The following is a 21,407-nucleotide window of genomic DNA, read 5'->3' as shown; positions in this document are numbered from 1 at the left end:
GTTGTGATGTCCCAGGTTTTCTTTTCTCTAATATAAAAAACTTAAGCGAGTTATTTAGCAAATCCAATTTTTAAATTAAAATGAGCATATTGAAATTTAAAATTGAACAATTCATATATAATGAATGCAATAAGTAATTAGAAAGGTGTTAAATATGTTCCATAACGAAAGTGCGCATTTTGTAAATGGCATTATATTAAATGTGAGAGACAAAGATGAAATGAAAAAATTTTATGGAGACATAATTGGATTAAATGTAGTGAATGAATCATATTCTACGATTCAATATGAGATTGGAAATCTAAATCACTTCATGACACTTAATCAAATAAATATAGGAAGAGAACCACTTGTTTCAGAAGCAGGTTTATTTCACTTAGCTATTAAATTACCAACAAAAACAGATTTAGCAGACCTACTTGTACAATTAAGTGAATATAAAATACCAATCAACGGTGGAGAACATGATATTTCAACTTCATTATATTTAGAAGATACTGAAGGAAATGGCTTAGAGTTTTATGTAGACAATCCAATTGATGAATGGTCTATTGAAAATGAAAAAGCAGTTTTAGAAACAAAACCATTAAATGTACCTAAATTATTAACATATGTCTCAGATGAGAAATGGCAAGGCATTCCTGATGACAGTATTATCGGATATATTAATTTAAAAACAATTCGGTTAAATAGAGTTAAACAATATTATAAAAATTACTTTGGTTTGGTACCATCTTCTGTAGAAACAGAGAGTGCAGTATATTTGGCTTCAAATGGTTATCATCAGCATCTTGTAGTGAATAATTGGCTATCAAGTGTTAAACGCATAGAAAATCATAAAACTTATGGTCTAGCATGCGTAGATTTTCACTTTCCAGAAACAACACATAAATTATTGACTGGTCCCGACGGAATTCAGTTTAGATTTAATTATTATTCTGTACTTTAAAATAATGTCTATTTGAATAATGTTTCAAAAAAATAACTTAATATTTGAACTGTAACTTTTTTTATAAGTTTGATTAGGATATAATGAGAGTTGTTGTAAAAATCGACCGCACGTAGAATAAATAGGAGGTACAGACATGAAACGTCAGTACTATATTGGTACTTCTATATTTATAACAATTGTTATACTTATATTAGATCAAATCACAAAATTTATAATAACTAAAACAATGCAAATTGGTGACTCATTTGAAGTAATCCCTAATTTTTTGAGCATCACTTCACATAGAAATAATGGTGCAGCATGGGGGATTTTAAGTGGAAAAATGGCTTTTTTCTATATCATAACTGTCATTATTCTGATTATACTCATTGTCTTTTTTATAAAAGAAGCGAAGCATAATGTATTGATGCAAATTGCTATAAGTTTATTGTTTGCTGGTGCTTTAGGTAACTTTATTGACCGTGTATTAAACGGTGAAGTTGTAGACTTTGTTGATACTTATATATTTAGTTATAATTTTCCAATATTTAACGTAGCTGATTCTAGTTTAACTATAGGCGTCGTTTTAGTAATAATCGCTTTGTTAAGGGATATGAGGACAGAAGAATAGGAGAGATAGTGTATGGAGTTTCATGAGTTTAACATAGAAGACCCAGCTAACGCAGGACAACGAATAGATAAACTTTTGCCTGAGTTTAATGCTGAATGGTCACGTACTCAAATGCAAGATTGGATTAAAGAAGGTTTAGTTAAAGTCAATGATAAAGTGATAAAATCCAATTATAAAACTAAGCTAAATGATAAAATTGTAGTAACTGAAAAAGAAATTGTTGAGGCAGATATTAAGCCAGAAAATCTTAATCTAAATTTTTATTATGAAGATGATGATGTCGCAATTGTTTATAAACCTAAGGGTATGGTAGTACATCCTTCTGCAGGTCATTATACAGGTACATTAGTAAATGGTTTAATGTATCAAATGAAAGACTTATCTGGTATAAATGGTGAAATACGTCCGGGAATTGTACATCGTATTGATAAAGATACTTCAGGTTTATTAATGATTGCGAAAAACGATATTGCACATCGTAGTTTAGTTGAACAATTGATAGATAAATCAGTCACGCGTAAATACATTGCATTAGTACATGGTAACATTCCACATGATTATGGTACTGTTGATGCACCTATTGGTCGAAATAAAAATGACCGTCAATCTATGGCTGTAGTCGATGATGGTAAAGACGCAATCACTCACTTTAATGTATTAGAACATTTTAATAAGTATACTTTAATAGAATGTCAGTTAGAAACAGGTCGTACCCACCAAATTCGTGTGCATATGAAATATATTGGTTATCCATTAGTAGGAGATCCAAAATATGGTCAGAAGAAAACATTAGATATTGGTGGTCAAGCATTGCATGCGGCAGTAATTGGTTTTGAACATCCAGTTACACAAGCTTACATTGAAAAGACTTCACCTTTACCAGATGATTTTGAACAACTTTTAAATGATATTCGTAAATCTGATAATTAATAAGGCTAAGTTATATGACAAATTGAAAGTCATACCATGATATTTGAATTGAAGCGATTGCTTTTACAAATCGAACTATATTCTAATATAGACTTGCAACGACATGTTATTCATGATAATATAATGACAGTTTAATAAAGAACGAACGTCTTTAATTGAAAGTCCAGAGAGGCTTCGAAGACATGTAATGAAAATAGAATATACAAACAAAGCATTTTAGTCACAAAAATAGCTAAAAGCCGTCGTAGTTTTATAGTAAACGCGATAAAAATCGTAATCACAGACACAAAATGGGTTATGATGGAGAAATCATCTGAAATTCAGAAATGTCTCTGCGTTTTGTTTGTAATATTTTATTATGCAACCTCATGTCTTCTGAAGATGTGAGGTTTTTTTATATCATTAAGATTAAGGTAGGTGCCCAAAATGTCAGAACGAGTGATTATGGATGAAGCAGCAATACAAAGAACAGTGACACGTATTGCACATGAAATCTTAGAATATAATAAAGGTACTGATGATTTAATTTTGTTAGGCATTAAAACAAGAGGGGCATTTTTAGCGCGACGAATACAACAAAAAATCGAACAAATTGAAGAAATCACTGTTCCAACAGGTACCATTGATATTACACAATTTAGAGATGATTTGGAACAGACAATAGATCAAGCTGCAGAACAAACGTATGAAATTGATGTCAATATAACAAATCAAGTCGTAATTATAGTGGATGATGTTTTATATACTGGACGCACAGTTAGAGCATCACTTGATGCAGTACTTCAATATGCAAGACCTAGAAAAATAGGGCTAGCAACACTTATCGATCGCGGTCATAGAGAACTGCCGATACGCGCAGACTTTGTTGGTAAAAACATACCTACTGCTAGAGAAGAAGCTGTCTCAGTTTTTCTTAGTGAAATAGATAATAGAAATGCAGTTGTAATTGAATAAATCAACACCTTTTAATTCAGTACGAGAGACTGAAAAAGGGAAGAGAATCATGTGGAAGTCAAAATTAAGTTTCAAAGCAACCACATTTCAAAATATAGTTATATTATATAAACCATATACTATAGATTCTCTCCATATCATCTAATCTTAATTTAAGCCTAGTATTCAAATAACAAACCTTACGCTTTAAGCAGTAATTTTGTTTGAATGAGCTAAATTTTGATTTGAGGATTGATACTTTTTAAGTCTCTTTACATGAAAACAATGTAAAGAGACTTTTTTTATGAGAGGAAGCGGAAAGTCATGGAAAATGAAACAATGTTTGAACGGACAGCTAAACCAGTATTAGATGTACGAGATAAACCTAAATTAGGACAATGGGCATTTTTAAGCACCCAGCATTTATTTGCAATGTTTGGATCGACTGTTCTCGTACCTTTTTTAACTGGATTACCCATATCATCTGCCTTACTAGCATCAGGCATAGGGACATTATTGTATATACTAATTACAAAAGCGAAAATACCAGCATATTTAGGTTCAAGTTTCGCATTTATCACACCAATCATAACTGGATTGAATTCACATGGCTTAGGTGACATGTTAGTGGCATTGTTTATGAGCGGTGTAATGTATGTGCTCATCGGATTAGCTATTAGATTAAGTGGAACAGGGTGGCTTATGCACTTACTCCCTCCTGTAGTTGTCGGACCTGTCATTATGGTGATTGGTTTGAGTCTGGCACCTACTGCGGTTAACATGGCAATGTTTGAAAATTCAGGGGATATGAAGGGTTATAACTTAAGTTATTTAATAGTAGCAATGATTACATTGCTTGTAACGATTATGGTTCAAGGATACTTTAAAGGTTTCTTGTCGCTTATACCTGTATTAATAGGCATTATAACGGGTTACATTGTTTCAATTTTTATGGGTCTTGTTAACTTTAAACCTGTAGCCGAAGCAAAATGGCTTCAGTTTCCAGAGGTGTACCTGCCGTTTAAAGATTACACGCCATCATTTCATCTAGGTTTGGTGCTCGTTTTAATACCAATCGTTTTTGTTACGGTAAGTGAGCATATTGGACATCAAATGGTGATTAACAAAATCGTGGGACGAAATTTCTTTAAAGATCCAGGATTAGATAAATCCATTATTGGTGACGGTGTGTCAACAATGTTTGCAAGTATTATAGGTGGTCCTCCAAGTACAACTTACGGAGAAAACATCGGCGTATTAGCTATCACGAAAATTTATAGTATATATGTGATTGGAGGTGCTGCAGTCATAGCTATAATATTAGGATTTGTAGGCAAATTCACAGCATTGGTTTCATCTATACCAACACCTGTTATGGGAGGTGTATCGATATTACTTTTTGGAATTATTGCAGCAAGTGGTCTGAGAATGCTTGTAGAAAGTGAGGTTGATTTTGCAAGTAACCGAAATCTTGTCATTGCATCAGTCATACTAGTAATAGGTATTGGCAACCTCGTCTTCAACTTAAATGGGATAGGTATTAATTTAGAAATTGAAGGTATGGCATTAGCAGCACTAGCTGGTATTCTACTAAACTTAATTTTACCGCAAGAGATTGAAACAAATAGATAAATGTGTATTTCATTATTAGGAGGCTGAAAAAATGGATAATTTACTATCAATGGAACATCTAACTACAAATGAGATTTATGAACTAATCGAAATTGCGAGTGGTATTAAAAACGGATCGTTTAAACCACATAATTATGAAGACAAGTTTGTAGCAAATTTATTTTTTGAAAATTCTACACGTACGAAAAGTAGCTTTTTAGTGGCAGAGCAAAAATTAGGATTAAAATTGATTGATTTTGAGACGAGCACGTCTTCAGTTCAAAAAGGTGAGAGCTTATACGATACGTGTAAAACATTAGAACAAGTAGGCGCAGATGTTTTAGTAATTAGACATTCAGATACAACATACTATAATGATTTAAATTCACTGAAGTTACCGATTATCAATGCAGGTGATGGAAGTGGACAGCATCCAACACAAAGTTTATTAGACCTTATGACAATATATGAAGAGTATGACACATTTAAAGATTTAAATATTTTAATATGTGGAGATATAAAAAACTCCCGTGTAGCGAGAAGTAACTTCCAAAGTCTAACAGCACTCGGTGCAAATGTTATGTTCTCGAGTCCTGAAGCGTGGAGAGATGACACTTTAGCAGCACCCTATGTTGATATAGATAAAGTGATAGATGATATAGACATTGTCATGTTACTTAGAGTACAGCACGAAAGACATGGAGATGAAGAAACATCAAATTTTGAAAATCAAAATTATCACGAAAACTTTGGTTTGACGAAGGATCGCTATAATCGATTGAAATCATCAGCAATCGTTATGCATCCAGCACCTGTCAATCGCGGTGTTGAAATTGATGATTGTTTAGTTGAAGCAGAAAAATCGCGCATCTTTAAACAGATGGAAAATGGCATGTATACACGAATGGCTGTCATTGAGTATATATTACAAACAAAGGAGGCAGAAATAAATGAAATTGCTAACTAATGCGAAAATCTTAGAAAATGGTGAACTTAAAACCACTTCTATCTTAATAGAAGGTAAGAATATAAAAAAAATTGCGTCAGATATAGAGGTAGATACCGATGTTGAAATCGTTGATTTAAAGGGAGACTTTGTTGCTCCAGGTTTAGTTGATGTACATGTACATTTAAGAGAACCAGGTGGTGAACATAAAGAAACAATTGCAACAGGGACTCAAGCAGCTGCAAGAGGAGGATTTACAACAGTTTGTCCAATGCCAAACACACGCCCTGTACCTGACTCTGTTGAAAATTTAGAGCGTTTAAACAAATTAATCGAAGAAAATGCACAAGTTAGAGTTTTACCATACAGTGCAATCACGGTTAGACAAGCAGGTAATGAACACGTTGATTTCGAAGCTTTAGCAAAGTTAGGCACATTTGCCTTTACTGATGATGGCGTAGGTGTACAACAAGCAAATATGATGTATGAAGCCATGCAACAAGCAGCAAAAGTAAATAAAGCAGTAGTTGCGCATTGTGAAGATAATAGTTTGATATATGGCGGTGCTATGCATGAAGGGGAACGTAGTAAAGCTTTAGGCATACCGGGCATACCTAATATTTGTGAAGCGGTACAAATTGCGAGAGATGTTCTGTTAGCTGAAGCAGCAGGGGCACATTACCATGTGTGTCATGTATCTACAAAAGAAAGTGTACGAGCTATAAGAGATGCTAAAAAAGCAGGTATTCATGTAACAGCAGAAGTGACACCACATCATTTATTATTAACTGAAGAGGATGTGCCTGGCGATGATGCAATCTATAAAATGAATCCTCCTTTAAGAAGTAAAGAAGATCGAGCGGCGCTAATCGAAGGATTGTTAGATGGGACAATAGATTGCATTGCTACAGACCATGCACCACATGCGAAAGAAGAAAAAGCACAGCCGATGACAAAAGCACCTTTTGGCATCGTTGGCAGTGAAACAGCATTTCCATTATTGTATACAAACTTTGTAAAAAATGGTGATTGGTCATTGCAACAATTGGTTGACTATTTAACAATCAAGCCATCTCAAATATTTGATTTACCTTATGGAAGATTAGAAGAAGGTGGTTTGGCTGACCTTACTGTCATTAATCTAGAAGAAGAGAAAGAGATTAGGGCAGAAGATTTTGCATCTAAAGGAACCAATACACCTTTTATAGGCGAAAAAGTATTCGGTACTCCAGTATTAACATTGGTAGAAGGTGAAGTTAAATTTAAGGAGGAAAAGTAATGTTGCAAAAACGCTATTTAGTTTTAGAAGATGGAACATATTACGAAGGTTATCCATTGGGTTCAGATCATTTGACGAAAGGTGAAATAGTATTCAATACTGCTATGACTGGATATCAAGAAACGATATCAGATCCATCATACACAGGACAAATTATTACATTTACCTATCCATTGATAGGAAACTATGGAATTAATCGAGATGATTTTGAATCATTGATACCAACATTGAGTGGTGTTGTTGTTAAAGAAGCGAGCACTTATCCGAGTCATTTTCGCATGCAAAAAACATTCCACGAAGTGTTAAAAGACTATGATATACCAGGTATTTCTGGCGTGGATACACGTAGTATTACTCGAAAAATTAGAAACTATGGTGTTTTAAAAGCAGCTTTTACAGATAATAAGGCAGATATTCCGCAATTGTTAGAAGAGTTGAAGGTCATTGAATTACCTAGAGATGAAGTGAAAACAGTGTCTACTAAGACACCATATGTGTCTACTGGCTATGACTTAAGTGTTGTATTAGTAGATTTTGGTAAAAAACAAAATATTGTAAGGGAACTTAATTTACGTGGTTGTAATGTTACAGTTGTGCCTTATGATTCCACGGCAGAAGAAATTATTAGAATGTCACCAGATGGTGTGATGTTATCAAATGGGCCTGGTGATCCAGAAGAAGTCAAAGTTGCAATTAATATGATTAATGGTATTTTAGGAAAAATTCCTTTCTTTGGCATTTGCTTAGGTCATCAATTATTTGCACTTTCACAAGGAGCTACATCGTTTAAAATGAAATTTGGACATAGAGGTGCAAATCATCCTGTGAAAGATTTAAAAACTGGAAAAATAGCATTAACAAGCCAAAATCATGGTTATGCAATTGATAAAGATTCATTAGTTAATACACCATTAGAAATAACACATGTAGCGATTAATGACGGTACAGTTGAAGGGTTAAGACACCAATCATTACCTGCATTTTCAGTTCAATATCATCCTGAAGCAAATCCTGGACCGACAGATTCAAATTATTTGTTTGATGAATTTATTAAAATGATGCATGACTTTAAAGAAAAGGAGCTTTTGACAAATGCCTAAACGTAACGATATTAAAACAATTTTAGTTATAGGATCTGGACCGATTATTATAGGTCAAGCTGCAGAGTTTGATTATGCAGGTACGCAAGCATGCTTAGCATTACGAGAAGAAGGTTATCGTGTTATATTAGTAAATTCAAATCCAGCGACGATCATGACGGATAATGAGATTGCTGACAAAGTCTATATTGAACCTTTAACGCATGATTTTATTGCACGCATTATTCGTAAAGAACAACCTGATGCTTTACTACCAACTTTAGGTGGCCAAACAGGGCTTAATATGGCGATTCAATTACATGATAGCGGCGTATTAGAAGCGAACAATGTACAATTACTTGGTACAAAACTAACGTCTATTCAACAAGCGGAAGATAGAGAATTATTCAGAGATTTAATGAATGAGCTAGATGTTCCCGTTCCAGAAAGTGATATCGTAAATACTTTAGAACAGGCGTTTGAATTTAAAGAAGTGGTAGGATATCCATTAATTGTGAGATCTGCTTTCACTATGGGAGGTACTGGCGGTGGCATTTGCCATAATGATGAAGAATTCAGACAAGTGGTAACGAATGGCTTACATTACAGTCCTGCAACACAATGTTTAATAGAAAAATCAATCGCAGGTTTTAAAGAGATTGAATATGAAGTGATGCGAGATAAAAATGATAATGCCATTGTTGTTTGTAACATGGAGAATATAGATCCAGTCGGTATACATACAGGGGATTCGATTGTAGTAGCACCTAGTCAAACTTTATCAGATGTTGAATATCAAATGTTACGTGATGTGTCGTTAAAAGTGATTCGTGCTTTAGGCATTGAAGGTGGCTGTAATGTACAACTGGCATTAGACCCACACTCAATGAAATATTATATTATTGAAGTGAATCCACGTGTTTCACGTTCATCAGCTTTAGCTTCAAAGGCTACAGGCTATCCGATTGCAAAATTAGCTGCCAAAATAGCGATAGGTTTATCTTTAGATGAAATGCTGAATCCAATAACTAAAACGTCTTATGCTGCATTTGAACCTACGTTGGACTATGTTATAACAAAAATTCCACGTTTTCCGTTTGATAAGTTTGAAAAGGGTGAACGTGTGCTAGGTACACAAATGAAAGCAACTGGTGAGGTAATGGCGATTGGTCGAACATATGAAGAGTCATTATTGAAAGCGATTCGTTCACTTGAATATGGTGTACATCATTTAGGCTTACCAAATGGTGAAACATATGATTTAGATTATATAAAAGCGCGTATACAAGACCAAGATGATGAGCGTTTATTCTTTATAGGAGAAGCTATTAGACGAGGTACATCTTTAGAAGAAATACACGAAATGACTAAGATTGATTATTTCTTCTTAAATAAATTCCTACACATCATTGATATAGAGCATGATTTAAAAGAACACAAAGGGGATATAGACTATTTAAAATTTGCTAAGAGTTATGGTTTTAGTGATCGAATTATTGCACATCGTTTTGATATGTCAGAATCTGAAGTTTATAATTTAAGAAAACAACATAATATTTCACCAGTATATAAAATGGTAGATACTTGTGCTGCAGAATTTGAATCTGCTACACCATATTACTATGGCACATATGAACAAGAAAATGAGTCAATCGTCACTGAAAAAGAGAAAATATTAGTTTTAGGTTCAGGACCAATTAGAATCGGCCAAGGTGTAGAATTTGATTACGCAACTGTGCATGCTGTTTGGGCAATTCAGCAAGCTGGTTATGAAGCCATTATCGTCAATAATAATCCTGAAACAGTATCTACAGACTTCTCAATTTCAGACAAATTATATTTTGAACCACTAACAGAAGAAGATGTAATGAATATTATAAATATTGAACAACCAAAAGGTGTAGTAGTTCAGTTTGGTGGTCAAACTGCGATTAATTTAGCAGATAAAATTGAAAAGTATGGTGTGAAAATTTTAGGTACATCACTTGAAAATCTGAACCGTGCTGAAGATCGTAAAGAATTTGAGGCGCTGTTACATAAGATTGATGTGCCTCAACCTAACGGTAAAACAGCAACTTCAGCTGAAGAAGCGCTCAAAAATGCACGTGCAATCGGTTATCCTGTAGTAGTTAGACCATCATATGTATTAGGTGGACGTGCTATGGAAATCGTATATAACGATGAAGAGTTAACCAATTATATGAACCAAGCAGTGAAAGCGAGTCCGGATCATCCTGTATTAGTTGATAGATATCTCACAGGTAAAGAAATAGAAGTCGATGCTATCTCAGATGGTGAAACGGTAATTATACCTGGGATTATGGAACATATTGAACGCGCTGGTGTTCATTCAGGTGATTCGATTGCAGTATATCCTCCACAAACCTTGACACAAGAAGAGCTTAAAACACTAGAAGATTATACAATTCGCTTAGCGAAAGGCCTAAATATCATAGGTTTAATCAATATACAATTTGTCATTGCACATGATGGTGTATATGTTTTAGAAGTGAACCCTCGTGCGAGTCGTACAGTTCCTTTCTTAAGTAAAATTACGCATATACAAATGGCACAGTTGGCTATGCGTGCAATTATAGGTAAACAACTTACAGATTTAGGATATCGCGAAGGTGTTCAACCATATAGTGAAGGTGTCTTTGTCAAAGCACCGGTATTTAGTTTTAATAAATTGAAAAATGTAGATATCACATTAGGACCTGAAATGAAGTCAACTGGAGAAGTCATGGGCAAAGATTCAACTATGGAAAAGGCTTTATATAAAGGTTTGACAGCAAGTGGTATGGAAGTTAAAGATTATGGCACGGTATTGATGACTGTAAGTGATAAAGACAAAGATGAAATTGTGAATATCGCAGCTCGTTTAAATGAAGTCGGTTATAAAATATTAGCTACTGAAGGTACTGCTAAAAAATTAGAAAATAACCATATAACTGCAGAAACTGTAGGGAAAATTGGCGGAGAAGACGATTTATTATCACGTATACAAACGAATGATGTGCAAATTGTGATTAATACAATGACAAAAGGAAAAGAAGTTGAACGTGATGGTTTCCAAATTAGACGTGCCTCTGTAGAAAATGGTGTACCTTGTCTAACTTCATTAGATACAGCGGAAGCATTAACATCGGTTATAGAAAGTATGACTTTTACAATGAAAAATATGTAAAATTTAGTTTCCAATGTTAAGAAAACTAAAACAATTGTTTATGTTTAAGTGAAAATTATGAAATTGGCAGTAGATGGCTAGGACGAAAAATGGTTTCATAAATTTTTCTCCTAGTTGTCCTTGCCAGGGTAAAAAATTTAAAAATATCATTGCTGTCATATGCCTTTACGTGCTTGGCAAATATAATGAAAAAGATACTATGAGAGGCGATATATATGCAAAATAATCTACCAATCATTGCTTTAGATTTTGATTCAGCAGAAGCAGTTGAACAATTCTTAGATCAATTTGATGAACCTTTATTTGTCAAAGTCGGGATGGAACTTTTTTATCAAACTGGTCCGTCATTAATCACTAATATTAAAAAACGTGGTCATCGCATATTCTTAGATTTAAAATTACATGATATTCCTAACACTGTTGGCAAAGCAATGGAAGGCTTAGGTAAATTAGATGTCGATTTAGTAAATGTACATGCGGCTGGTGGTTCAGAAATGATGAAACGCGCCTTAGAAGGCATTAAAAAACATAATAATGATATTAAAATTATTGCAGTGACACAATTAACGTCAACTACAGAAATAATGTTACATGATGAACAAAATATCCAAAGTACAATGGATGAAGCGGTTTTGAATTATGCGCGTTTAGCCAAATTATCAGGTTTAGATGGCGTTGTATGTTCACCACTGGAGGCAAAATTATTAACACGAGAATTGGGTGAAGATTTCTTGAAAGTGACGCCAGGCATTCGACCGGAAAATACTTCCTCCGATGATCAGCAACGTGTTACGACACCAGAAAAGGCAAGCATTTTTGGTGCTACACATATTGTTGTGGGGCGACCAATCACGCAGAGTGAAACTCCGGTTAAGAGTTACCAAAAAATTAAAGAAAGTTGGTTGAAATCAAATGACTAAATCAATTGCACAAGCATTGTTAGACATAAAAGCTGTATCATTATCTCCCAATGATCCGTTTACTTGGAGTTCAGGCATTAAATCACCAATATATTGTGATAATCGCGTTACATTAGGTTTTCCAGACGTACGTAATCATATTAGAGATGGTCTACAAGCATTGATTGAATCACATTTTAAAGATATTGAAGTTATATCAGGTACTGCAACAGCCGGTATACCGCATGCAGCTTATGTCTCAGAAGTGATGAACTTACCGATGAACTATGTTCGATCAAAAAGTAAAAGCCATGGTAAACAGAATCAAATTGAAGGCGCATCAAGTGAAGGGAAAAATGTAGTAGTTATAGAAGATTTAATATCTACAGGTGGTTCTTCAATAACTGCAGTAGAAGCATTGAAAGCTGCTGGTGCAAATGTCATTGGTGTAGTAGCGATCTTTACTTATGGTTTGAAAAAAGCAGACGAACAATTTGCACAAGCTGGAGTTCCTTTCTATACATTAAGTAATTATAATGAATTAATTGAAGTTGCAAGAGAAAATGGAGAAATTTCTGAAAATGATATTACTACATTAGTTGATTGGAGAGATAACTTGTCATAAAATGTTAAGTGGAGGGGATGTTATGACAAAAGACTCGAAAGTAGCCTATAATCATTTTGCTCATTTAAATAAATTCCTCAAAAAATCAGAAGACTATAGAGCACAATCAACTTCAGAAGACGAAAATAAATGGGTATTTAACGCTACAGAATCAAATATTTATAAAAAATCCAAATCAAATCTTAAGCAAAAAGGCCATATTAAATAACCATTATTTGTAAATACATTGTGGAAATTTGAAATAACGCAAAAAAATTATGTAATTATATTGATTAGAAAATGCTTAAAAGACTTTTATATATTGATAAAAGGTCTTTTAGGCATTTTTTAATATGTAAATACATTTTTGTTCATAATTAGTTCACAAAGTAGGTTTTAAATAATAAATATCATATGAAATTCCAAGATAGAAAGGAATGAATGAATTTGAAACATAAAAAATTTGATATTGTTGCACTATTTTTACTCATTGGTGTGTTTATGGCGGCTTTAGACAACGGTATTATTAGTGCAGCGTTAACTACAATAAATCAATCCTTTGAAATTTCAGCACAAATGGGATCATGGGGAATAACGATTTATACATTAGGTATGGCTGTAACCACACCTATAGCAGGTAAACTTGCTGATATGTATGGCCGTAAAAAAATATTTATAATTGAAGTGATTTTATTTGGTTTTGGATCATTGTTAGTTGCATTAAGTCCTAATTATACGTTCTTTATCATTGCACGTTTAATTCAATCGTTTGGTGGTGGCGGTTTATTTGTAATCGCTAGTTTACATATCATTTCTACATATACCAAAGAAAAGCAAGGTAGTATGCTTGGTGGATTAGGAGCAATGAATGGTATTGCTTCGGTATTAGGACCAAATATTGGAAGTTTATTAATTAATGTAAGTGGTACATGGCATTGGTTATTCTTGATCAATGTCCCAGTGGCAATAATGATTGTCATTTTTATGATGATTAAAATGCCAGAAACACAAGAAAAAGTTAAAACCAAAATTGATAAATATGCCATCATTGTATTTTCATTTTCAACGTTATTAATGATGTTTGCGATTAATAATATACAAACTGGTAATATTGCTAATAGTATACTCAGTTTTTCGGTGATTGGTTTATTTGTATTGGCTATGATTGGCTATGGTATTTTAATTTTAGTGGAATATAAAAATGAAGCGACTGATATAGATGCTTTCTTACCTTTTTATTTACTGAAAAAGCCAGCTTTTTCAGTGGTATTGATTATGGGCGTTTTATCTGGGATGTTAATTGGATCAATTATTTTCATTCCTTCATTTGTTGAAAACGTATTGCATGTTAAAGCTGCTAACAGTGGATATTGGATGACGCCCTTGGCATTAGCTTCAGGTGTAGGCGCATCAATGGGTGGAAAGATTGTAGATAAAAAAGGTCCTATATTTGCATTAGTGATTGCAAGTATCATTAGTATGATTGGCTATGGTGGTTTAGCCTTTTTAACTTATTCAACTATGCCATTTCTAGTATTTTCAATAATTGCAGGCTTAGGCTTTGGTTTTACTATTGGCGCACCAATGACTGTATTAGCAACTAAGTCAGCACATTCAGCTAAAAATAATAGTACAGTTATTGGAACATTATCAGTTTCTAGACAAGTCGGAATTACTATTGCACCGACAATGTTTACGACATTTATTCAATTCGGATATAGCCAAATGGGGAGTAAAATTAAAGAAAGTATAAATTCAACCCATTTTGGACTCAAAGACATACCAGTTTCTTTAATGAACATAATGGAGCATCGTTCAGGTAATCTTACTAAAATATTAGGGCAAGTAAATCAAATTTCTAACGATACATTAAGACGTGCAATCACAAATGGTATTGAAGATGCAACACATCTTGCGTATATGCCAATATTTTTAACTGCAGTTATTGCATCTTTTATCATCTTGTTACTTGTTACGCTTTTTAGAAAAGAATTTAAATAAAGTGAAAATTTAGCAAGTGAGTAAATGGTATAGATTTTTTATAGAAGTTTCGGTTAACTTCAAAAACAAAAACGCAGAAACGTAGATAAGATTATATTGTCTACGTTTCTGCGTTTTTTGAATGTTGTTATATGAAAACGACTGAAATCATTCACGATTTGAAATGATTAAAAAGAAATGTGATAAAGTTGTTATATAAAAATTATTAACGAATCATAATTTTAATGATGATAAAGCCAATGAGTATCACTAAAGCTGCAATAAGTAACGGTATAATATAATAAAGCATGAAATACCTCCAATTGTATTTGTATTTATTTTAACTATAAATATTCAAAAGTAAAATGATTTTATTGTTTTAAGCCGTCAAAGTTTTCAATAACACACGCTTTAGAAATTAATGTTGCAAACTACACTAAGTGGTATATTGAAATAGGTTGTGTTACATTTGCAATTATACTATGTAACAACAAATAATGTTATATTTTCAATTAATTTGGTTTTTAATTCAATTTGTGAGAAAAAAACGCATTTGTAAAATCAAAATGAAGCATGATTTGAATACGCTTTTCTAGCTTACCTTAATTAAATTTATATTATCAAATGTAAGGGGAAATGATATGAAGTTTGCGAAACAACTACTAAAAAACCATACAAAAAATGTTATTGTCTGTTTAATTGGTGCGTTTGTGAGTGCGATCGCAGTTAATTCATTTATATTAGAATCTAATTTAGGTGATGGGGGTACAGTTGGTATGTCATTGGCATTAAAATATGCATTTGGCTTTTCACCTGCTATATCCTCTTTAATTATAAATACATTGGTCATTATTGTAGGATGGCGTTTTTTGAGTACCAGAACAGCAGTATATACTTTTATTGCCAATACAGCGATATCTATCTTTTTAGATTTAACTGAAAACTTTAAAACAGGTATTGATAATTTTGTAATAAATGCTTCTTTTGGAGGGGTATTAGTAGGTGTAGGTATAGGATTAGTAATTACTTCTGGGGGCGTGATAGGGGGTACATCAGTCATTGCTAAGATGTTAAATAAATATTTTGACATCAAAACATCACAAGGTATTTTTGTTTTAGATGCTCTGGTTGTCTTATCCTTTTTATTTGTCTTACCATTAGAAAATGTCTTGTTTACTGTAATTATGATATTTATCACTGAACGTGCAACTGCATTTATTATTGAAGGATTCTATCCTAAAAAAGCAGTTACTGTGATATCAAGTAAAAATGAGATAATTAGTGATGAAATCAATAGTTTTACAGGTAGAGGCTCGACACTTTTAAAAGGGAAAGGTGGTTATGGTAAACATGAAACAAGTATGTTGTATGTTGTAGTGCCACAATCACAAGTGACCAGAGTTAAAAAGCTTGTAAATGAGGTAGATGAAAATGCCTTTTTAGTTATTCATGATGTGAGAGATGTATTAGGAAACGGATTTATGAATTTATCTTAATTATAGATCTTTATAGGTGCTATGCTTCAAATTATTTGTTAATTGCTAATTTAATTCGTTCGATTTTTTTAAGAATTTGTTTTATTCTATATTTAAGATGTTTTAAGGAGGCAATTTAATGGCAATTCCAAAAATAACGACATTTCTTATGTTTAATGGACAAGCAGAGGAAGCAATCAATCTGTATGTAGAAGCATTTGAAGATGCAGAAATATTAACGATGGTTAAATATGAAGAAGATGATAAAGAACCTACTGGTGCAGTGCAACATGCTATCTTTCGTTTGAAAGATCAAGTTTTTATGGCGATTGATAATATGAATGGTGTCGATGTGGACATGAATCCAGCAATGTCATTATATGTTACGGTAGACAGTCCATTAGAAATGGAAAGATTATTTAGTAAATTAAAAAGTGGTGGGGCAATTTTAATGCCTAAAACTGAAATGCCACCATTTAGAGAATTTACATGGATTGTAGATAGATTTGGCGTTAATTTTCAACTCGCGTTACCAGAAAAAAAATAAATATTAAAAAGGCTAAGATTAAGCATCGTACACATGTTGTGTGTACTAATTGCTCATAATCTCAGCCTTGTTTTTAATTTATAGGGACATGGTTACTACAACTTTAAAGTATTTTATGTTTATGATGTCACTTTCATTTTTTGAATATGGTCGTAATCAGGTGTAGCATAGAGTGTTTTTTGATGATCATATGTTACAAACCCTGGTTTTGCACCAGAAGGTTTATGAACGTGTTTAATTTCAGTGTAATCTACTGGTATTTGACCAGAATTACCAGCTTTTGAATAATAGCCAGCCAGCATAGCCGCTTCTTTTATGGTATTTTCACTAGGTGCATCATTTAAGATCACCACATGAGAACCAGGAATGTCTTTTGTATGAAACCACAAATGCTGTTTGCTTGCCTTTTTATTTGTTAAATAATCATTTTGCTTATTATTCTTTCCTACAAGCATAGTATCTCCGTCACTTGAGACATATTCCTGTAATTGAATGGAAGGTTTCTTTTTCTTATTTTTTTGTTTGCGTTGTTTCATATAGCCCTGTTCGGCAAGTTCTTCTCTAATGTCATCAATATCTTCCACGGATATATGTGTAAGTTGTTGTTCTATATTTTCAAAATATGTGATGTTTTCTTTAGTTAAATCAATTTGACGTGTTAATTCATGTGCACGTGTTTTCAATTTATTATATTTTTTATAATACATTTGGGCATTTGTTGCTGGTGATTTTGTGGTATCTAAAGGAATGGTTACTTCATTACCATCATAATAATTAGTAGTCGTCAGATACTCATCACCTTGTTTAATTCTATAAATATTGGCAGTGATTAATTCACCAAATAATTGTTGTACTTCTTTATCTTTAGTACCTTCTTGTTCATCGATTAGTTTACTTAATTTATTTTGATATTTATGCAACTGTTGCTGTACAAATTTAACTAAATCATTTGCACGTTGTTTTACGCGTTCTCTTTCGCCTCTGGCATCATAATATCTATCTAATAAATCATGTAAAGAATCATATTCAACCATATCATCGTAAAACTGATTTAAATGCATGAAGTAGAAATCTTCTTTTCCTGTTTCATGATTTTTATGAAAAACAGGGGTAGGTAATTCCTTTGTCTCATTCATTACAGAATCAAATGCCTCTGGTAACGTTTCAGTTGTCATAAATTGTTTGCGATTGACGATTTCGTTCGTAATTAAAGGACTAAAGCCTTCAAATTGATTTAATAGCTGTCTAGCGATTTTTCCACTATTGAAATCAATGAATTTTAAAGCTTCTGTACCTGTAATATCATATGGATTTGTTTTATTTTGCGTAGGAGGTGCTTCGTATTGAAACCCAGGCATTACTGTACGATATTGATTTGTATTAGGCGTCAAATGTTTAAAACCTTCAATAATCTTGCGTTGATCATCTACTAATATTAAATTACTGTGTTTCCCCATTATTTCTAAAATAACTGTACGGTAAGTGGTATCACCAATTTCATCTTTACTGTGTATATCTATTTCTACACGTCTATCATTTCCAATTTGTCTTATTGCTTTAATAAAACTACCCTCTAAATGTTTACGAAATACTCTTGCAAACATTGGTGGTTCAAATGGATTATCGTATTTTTTATCTGTTAAATGCATTCTAGCAAAACTAGGATGGATCGAGAGTAGAAGTTGATGGTTTTTACGATTTTGACGTATTACCATGATGATTGTATCGTTTTCAGGTTGATTGATTTTATGAATTCTACCATCAACGAGAAATTGTAAAGATTCTACCATTTTTCGTGTAAATAAACCATCGTATGCCATTACTATCAGCCACCTTATTTTTAGTCATTCATCATATTGTAACATGATGAAAAGATTTGGTCATGAGCAAAGATTGTTTGAACGTATGCTATACAACCAAACGCTCATTATGGTATCATAGTTTAATAATAGAAGAATAGCTTAGAGAGGTAGTAAGGCATGGATAATGAGAAAGGTTTGTTGATTGTACTTTCTGGACCTTCTGGTGTAGGAAAAGGTACAGTTAGAAAAAAAATATTTGATGACCCAACCACATCTTATAAATATTCTATCTCGATGACGACACGTAATATGCGTGAAGGTGAAGTCGATGGTGTAGATTATTTCTTCAAAACAAAATCAGAGTTTGAAGCATTAATTAAACAAGATCAATTTATAGAATATGCAGAGTATGTGGGTAATTATTATGGTACACCGGTGCAATACGTAAAAGATACTATGGACCAAGGACATGACGTATTTTTAGAAATTGAAGTAGAAGGTGCCAAACAAGTTCGTAAAAAGTTCCCTGATGCATTATTTATTTTTCTAGCACCACCAAGTTTAGATCATTTACGTGAACGTTTAGTAGGACGTGGTACTGAGTCTGATGAAAAAATTCAAAGTAGAGTACTCGAAGCTCGTAAAGAAGTTGAAATGATGAATTTATATGATTATGTTGTGGTTAATGATGAAGTTGAATTAGCTAAGCAACGTATTCAATCTATTGTTGAAGCTGAGCATTTGAAAAGGGAAAGAATTGAAGCAAAATATAGAAAAATGATATTGGAGGCAAAAAAATAATGTTATATCCACCATTAAATGATTTAACATCAAAAATCACATCAAAGTATTTAATCGCTACGACTGCTGCTAAACGTGCACGTGAGTTAGACGAGCATCCAAATAGTACGCTATTAAGCAAATATAATTCTGAAAAATCAGTGGGAAAAGCATTGGAAGAAATTGCTGGCGGCGAAATTTATCCTGAAACTACTAAATAACACTTTCTAAGCGAATATTGAATAATATAATTTTATAATTTTGAAAAGTACACCGGGTTAATGATGTGCACTTCAAAAGTCGGACGCATGCGATGACTTTGAGGTTTCATAGCCAAGGTGTGCTTTTTTAATTTGGACATTAATTTGTGTATAATAAGCAGTAACCATATTTATACTTAAAGCAATATAGCTAAAATATTAAAAGTTAATTTAACTAATGAAAATGAAAACATGCTATGTAATCCTATACATTAAACTAATGCGGAATAAAAACATTTGTCTATATTTAGTTATATTGAAGATTAAATATATAAACTACTATGTTAAACCATTAATAGAAAGATATAAATTATTTGGAGGAGAACTACGATGAAAAATATATTACTTGCTGTAACTGGTGGTATCGCTGCGTATAAAGCAATAGATTTAACGAGTAAACTCACACAGGCTGATTATAATGTCAGAGTGATGTTAACAGACCATGCACAAGAGTTTGTAACTCCTTTAGCTTTTCAAGCCATCGGTAGAAATCCTGTTTATACGAGCACTTTTAAAGAACACAATCCAGAAGAAATTCAACATGTAGCTTTAGGAGATTGGGCAGATGCAATTGTAGTTGCACCGGCAACTGCAAATATAATCGCTAAACTAGCAAACGGTATTGCTGATGACATGGTTACATCAACGCTATTAGCTACAGAAACACCTAAATTTATCGCTCCAGCAATGAATGTACATATGTATGAGAATAAAAGAACGCAACATAATTTAGCAACGTTAAGTTCAGATGGTTATTATTTCTTAGAACCTGGTGAAGGTTTCTTAGCATGTGGCTACGTTGCAAAAGGTAGAATGGAAGAACCTTTGCAAATTGTAGAAAGGCTAAATCAATATTTTCAACACAACATATCAACACCCAAAAATAGTAGATTTAACGGTATGAAAGCTTTGGTGACTGCTGGACCAACCATAGAAGAACTAGATCCAGTTCGTTATTTATCCAATCGCTCATCAGGTAAAATGGGATATGCGCTAGCAGAATCTTTAGCTCAAAGAGGGGCGACCGTGACACTTATATCTGGTCCAACCAAGCTAACACCACCGAAAAATGTGGAAGTCATACAAGTAGAAAGTGCACAGCAGATGTTTGAAGCGGTTAAAACACGATTCGAGAACATGGATATTGTCTTTAAATCTGCAGCAGTATCAGATTATGCTCCAACAGAATTATTAGAGCATAAACTAAAAAAACAACAAGGTGATTTGACGGTTACTTTTAAACGCACACCCGATATTTTAAAATATTTGGGAGAACATAAAGGTAATCAATTTTTAGTTGGTTTTGCAGCAGAAACACAAAACATTGAAACATATGCTCAAAAAAAATTAAAAAGTAAAAACGCAGATGTCATTATAGCGAATAATGTTGGAGATCGCACAATTGGGTTTAGCTCTGATGATAATGCATATACAATGTACTATAAAAACGGTGAAACTATAGCGTTAGGAAAACACAAAAAAGTCATATTAGCGGAGCATATACTAGATAGTTTAGAAACAAGGTGGCAATAA

19 protein-coding genes are annotated in these 21,407 nt (G+C 33.0%); 18 read left to right on the top strand and 1 reads right to left on the bottom strand.

Going from position 1 to position 21,407, the window contains the following annotated elements:
* Window positions 1–154: 154 nt before the first annotated feature.
* From FYJ81_RS03285 to FYJ81_RS03215, 15 genes are all read left to right on the top strand, one after another.
* Window positions 155–949, top strand: coding sequence for a VOC family protein (locus FYJ81_RS03285; protein ID WP_107383725.1), 795 nt, complete (start codon window positions 155–157; stop codon window positions 947–949).
* Window positions 950–1,085: 136 nt separating this feature from the next.
* Window positions 1,086–1,562 (top strand): signal peptidase II, encoded by a 477-nt coding sequence (lspA, locus tag FYJ81_RS03280; protein ID WP_154409299.1) that lies wholly within the window; start codon window positions 1,086–1,088, stop codon window positions 1,560–1,562.
* A gap of 12 nt (window positions 1,563–1,574) precedes the next feature.
* On the top strand, window positions 1,575–2,492 hold the full coding sequence (locus FYJ81_RS03275) for an RluA family pseudouridine synthase (RefSeq protein WP_107383726.1): 918 nt from the start codon (window positions 1,575–1,577) through the stop codon (window positions 2,490–2,492).
* A 426-nt stretch (window positions 2,493–2,918) separates the two neighbouring features.
* Entirely contained in the window at window positions 2,919–3,446 is a 528-nt protein-coding gene (gene pyrR / locus FYJ81_RS03270) for a bifunctional pyr operon transcriptional regulator/uracil phosphoribosyltransferase PyrR (RefSeq protein WP_107383727.1), read from the top strand.
* A gap of 303 nt (window positions 3,447–3,749) precedes the next feature.
* The gene (locus tag FYJ81_RS03265; RefSeq protein WP_107383728.1) at window positions 3,750–5,057 is read left to right on the top strand and encodes a uracil-xanthine permease family protein; all 1,308 of its coding nucleotides are present in this window, start codon (window positions 3,750–3,752) and stop codon (window positions 5,055–5,057) included.
* A 31-nt stretch (window positions 5,058–5,088) separates the two neighbouring features.
* Window positions 5,089–6,003, top strand: a complete 915-nt coding sequence (locus tag FYJ81_RS03260; RefSeq protein WP_107383729.1) for an aspartate carbamoyltransferase catalytic subunit — start codon at window positions 5,089–5,091, stop codon at window positions 6,001–6,003.
* Window positions 5,987–7,261: a dihydroorotase gene (locus FYJ81_RS03255; RefSeq protein ID WP_107504518.1), complete on the top strand. Its 1,275-nt coding sequence runs from the start codon at window positions 5,987–5,989 to the stop codon at window positions 7,259–7,261. The genes FYJ81_RS03260 and FYJ81_RS03255 overlap by 17 nt, the downstream gene beginning before the upstream one ends.
* A complete protein-coding gene (locus tag FYJ81_RS03250) occupies window positions 7,261–8,361 on the top strand; it encodes a carbamoyl phosphate synthase small subunit (protein ID WP_107383731.1) in 1,101 nt (366 codons plus the stop codon). The genes FYJ81_RS03255 and FYJ81_RS03250 overlap by 1 nt, the downstream gene beginning before the upstream one ends.
* Complete coding sequence (gene carB / locus FYJ81_RS03245; protein WP_154409298.1) at window positions 8,354–11,527, top strand: carbamoyl-phosphate synthase large subunit; 3,174 nt, start codon at window positions 8,354–8,356, stop codon at window positions 11,525–11,527. Before FYJ81_RS03250 ends, carB begins: the two co-directional genes overlap by 8 nt.
* Before the next feature lie 215 nt (window positions 11,528–11,742).
* Complete coding sequence (gene pyrF / locus FYJ81_RS03240) at window positions 11,743–12,447, top strand: orotidine-5'-phosphate decarboxylase (protein ID WP_107383733.1); 705 nt, start codon at window positions 11,743–11,745, stop codon at window positions 12,445–12,447.
* Window positions 12,440–13,051 carry an orotate phosphoribosyltransferase gene (gene pyrE / locus FYJ81_RS03235; protein WP_107383734.1) on the top strand — a complete coding sequence of 204 codons (612 nt, stop codon included), beginning with the start codon at window positions 12,440–12,442 and terminating at the stop codon, window positions 13,049–13,051. The genes pyrF and pyrE overlap by 8 nt, the downstream gene beginning before the upstream one ends.
* Before the next feature lie 22 nt (window positions 13,052–13,073).
* A complete protein-coding gene (locus tag FYJ81_RS03230) occupies window positions 13,074–13,259 on the top strand; it encodes a hypothetical protein (RefSeq protein ID WP_107383735.1) in 186 nt (61 codons plus the stop codon).
* Window positions 13,260–13,477: 218 nt separating this feature from the next.
* Complete coding sequence (locus FYJ81_RS03225; protein WP_154409297.1) at window positions 13,478–15,031, top strand: MFS transporter; 1,554 nt, start codon at window positions 13,478–13,480, stop codon at window positions 15,029–15,031.
* A 620-nt stretch (window positions 15,032–15,651) separates the two neighbouring features.
* Window positions 15,652–16,506 carry a YitT family protein gene (locus tag FYJ81_RS03220; RefSeq protein ID WP_119535977.1) on the top strand — a complete coding sequence of 285 codons (855 nt, stop codon included), beginning with the start codon at window positions 15,652–15,654 and terminating at the stop codon, window positions 16,504–16,506.
* A gap of 118 nt (window positions 16,507–16,624) precedes the next feature.
* The gene (locus FYJ81_RS03215; RefSeq protein ID WP_107505170.1) at window positions 16,625–17,032 is read left to right on the top strand and encodes a VOC family protein; all 408 of its coding nucleotides are present in this window, start codon (window positions 16,625–16,627) and stop codon (window positions 17,030–17,032) included.
* A gap of 119 nt (window positions 17,033–17,151) precedes the next feature.
* On the opposite strand, the gene FYJ81_RS03210 is transcribed toward FYJ81_RS03215, so the two are convergent.
* Window positions 17,152–18,852 carry an Rqc2 family fibronectin-binding protein gene (locus FYJ81_RS03210; RefSeq protein ID WP_154409296.1) on the bottom strand — a complete coding sequence of 567 codons (1,701 nt, stop codon included), beginning with the start codon at window positions 18,850–18,852 and terminating at the stop codon, window positions 17,152–17,154.
* Window positions 18,853–19,011: 159 nt separating this feature from the next.
* Between FYJ81_RS03210 and gmk the strand changes: the two genes are divergently transcribed.
* The 3 genes from gmk to coaBC all read left to right on the top strand — a co-directional run bounded on the left by gmk (window position 19,012) and on the right by coaBC (window position 21,407).
* Window positions 19,012–19,635 (top strand): guanylate kinase, encoded by a 624-nt coding sequence (gene gmk / locus FYJ81_RS03205; RefSeq protein ID WP_019467771.1) that lies wholly within the window; start codon window positions 19,012–19,014, stop codon window positions 19,633–19,635.
* Window positions 19,635–19,835 (top strand): DNA-directed RNA polymerase subunit omega, encoded by a 201-nt coding sequence (rpoZ, locus tag FYJ81_RS03200; protein WP_107385114.1) that lies wholly within the window; start codon window positions 19,635–19,637, stop codon window positions 19,833–19,835. The genes gmk and rpoZ overlap by 1 nt, the downstream gene beginning before the upstream one ends.
* 369 nt (window positions 19,836–20,204) lie before the next feature.
* The gene (gene coaBC / locus FYJ81_RS03195) at window positions 20,205–21,407 is read left to right on the top strand and encodes a bifunctional phosphopantothenoylcysteine decarboxylase/phosphopantothenate--cysteine ligase CoaBC (RefSeq protein WP_107385911.1); all 1,203 of its coding nucleotides are present in this window, start codon (window positions 20,205–20,207) and stop codon (window positions 21,405–21,407) included.

The organism is Staphylococcus sp. McC-251-APC-3A2, assembly GCF_009695665.1.
In the GTDB taxonomy this organism is placed as follows: domain Bacteria; phylum Bacillota; class Bacilli; order Staphylococcales; family Staphylococcaceae; genus Staphylococcus; species Staphylococcus cohnii.
This window is presented reverse-complemented; position numbering and strand designations above follow the sequence as displayed.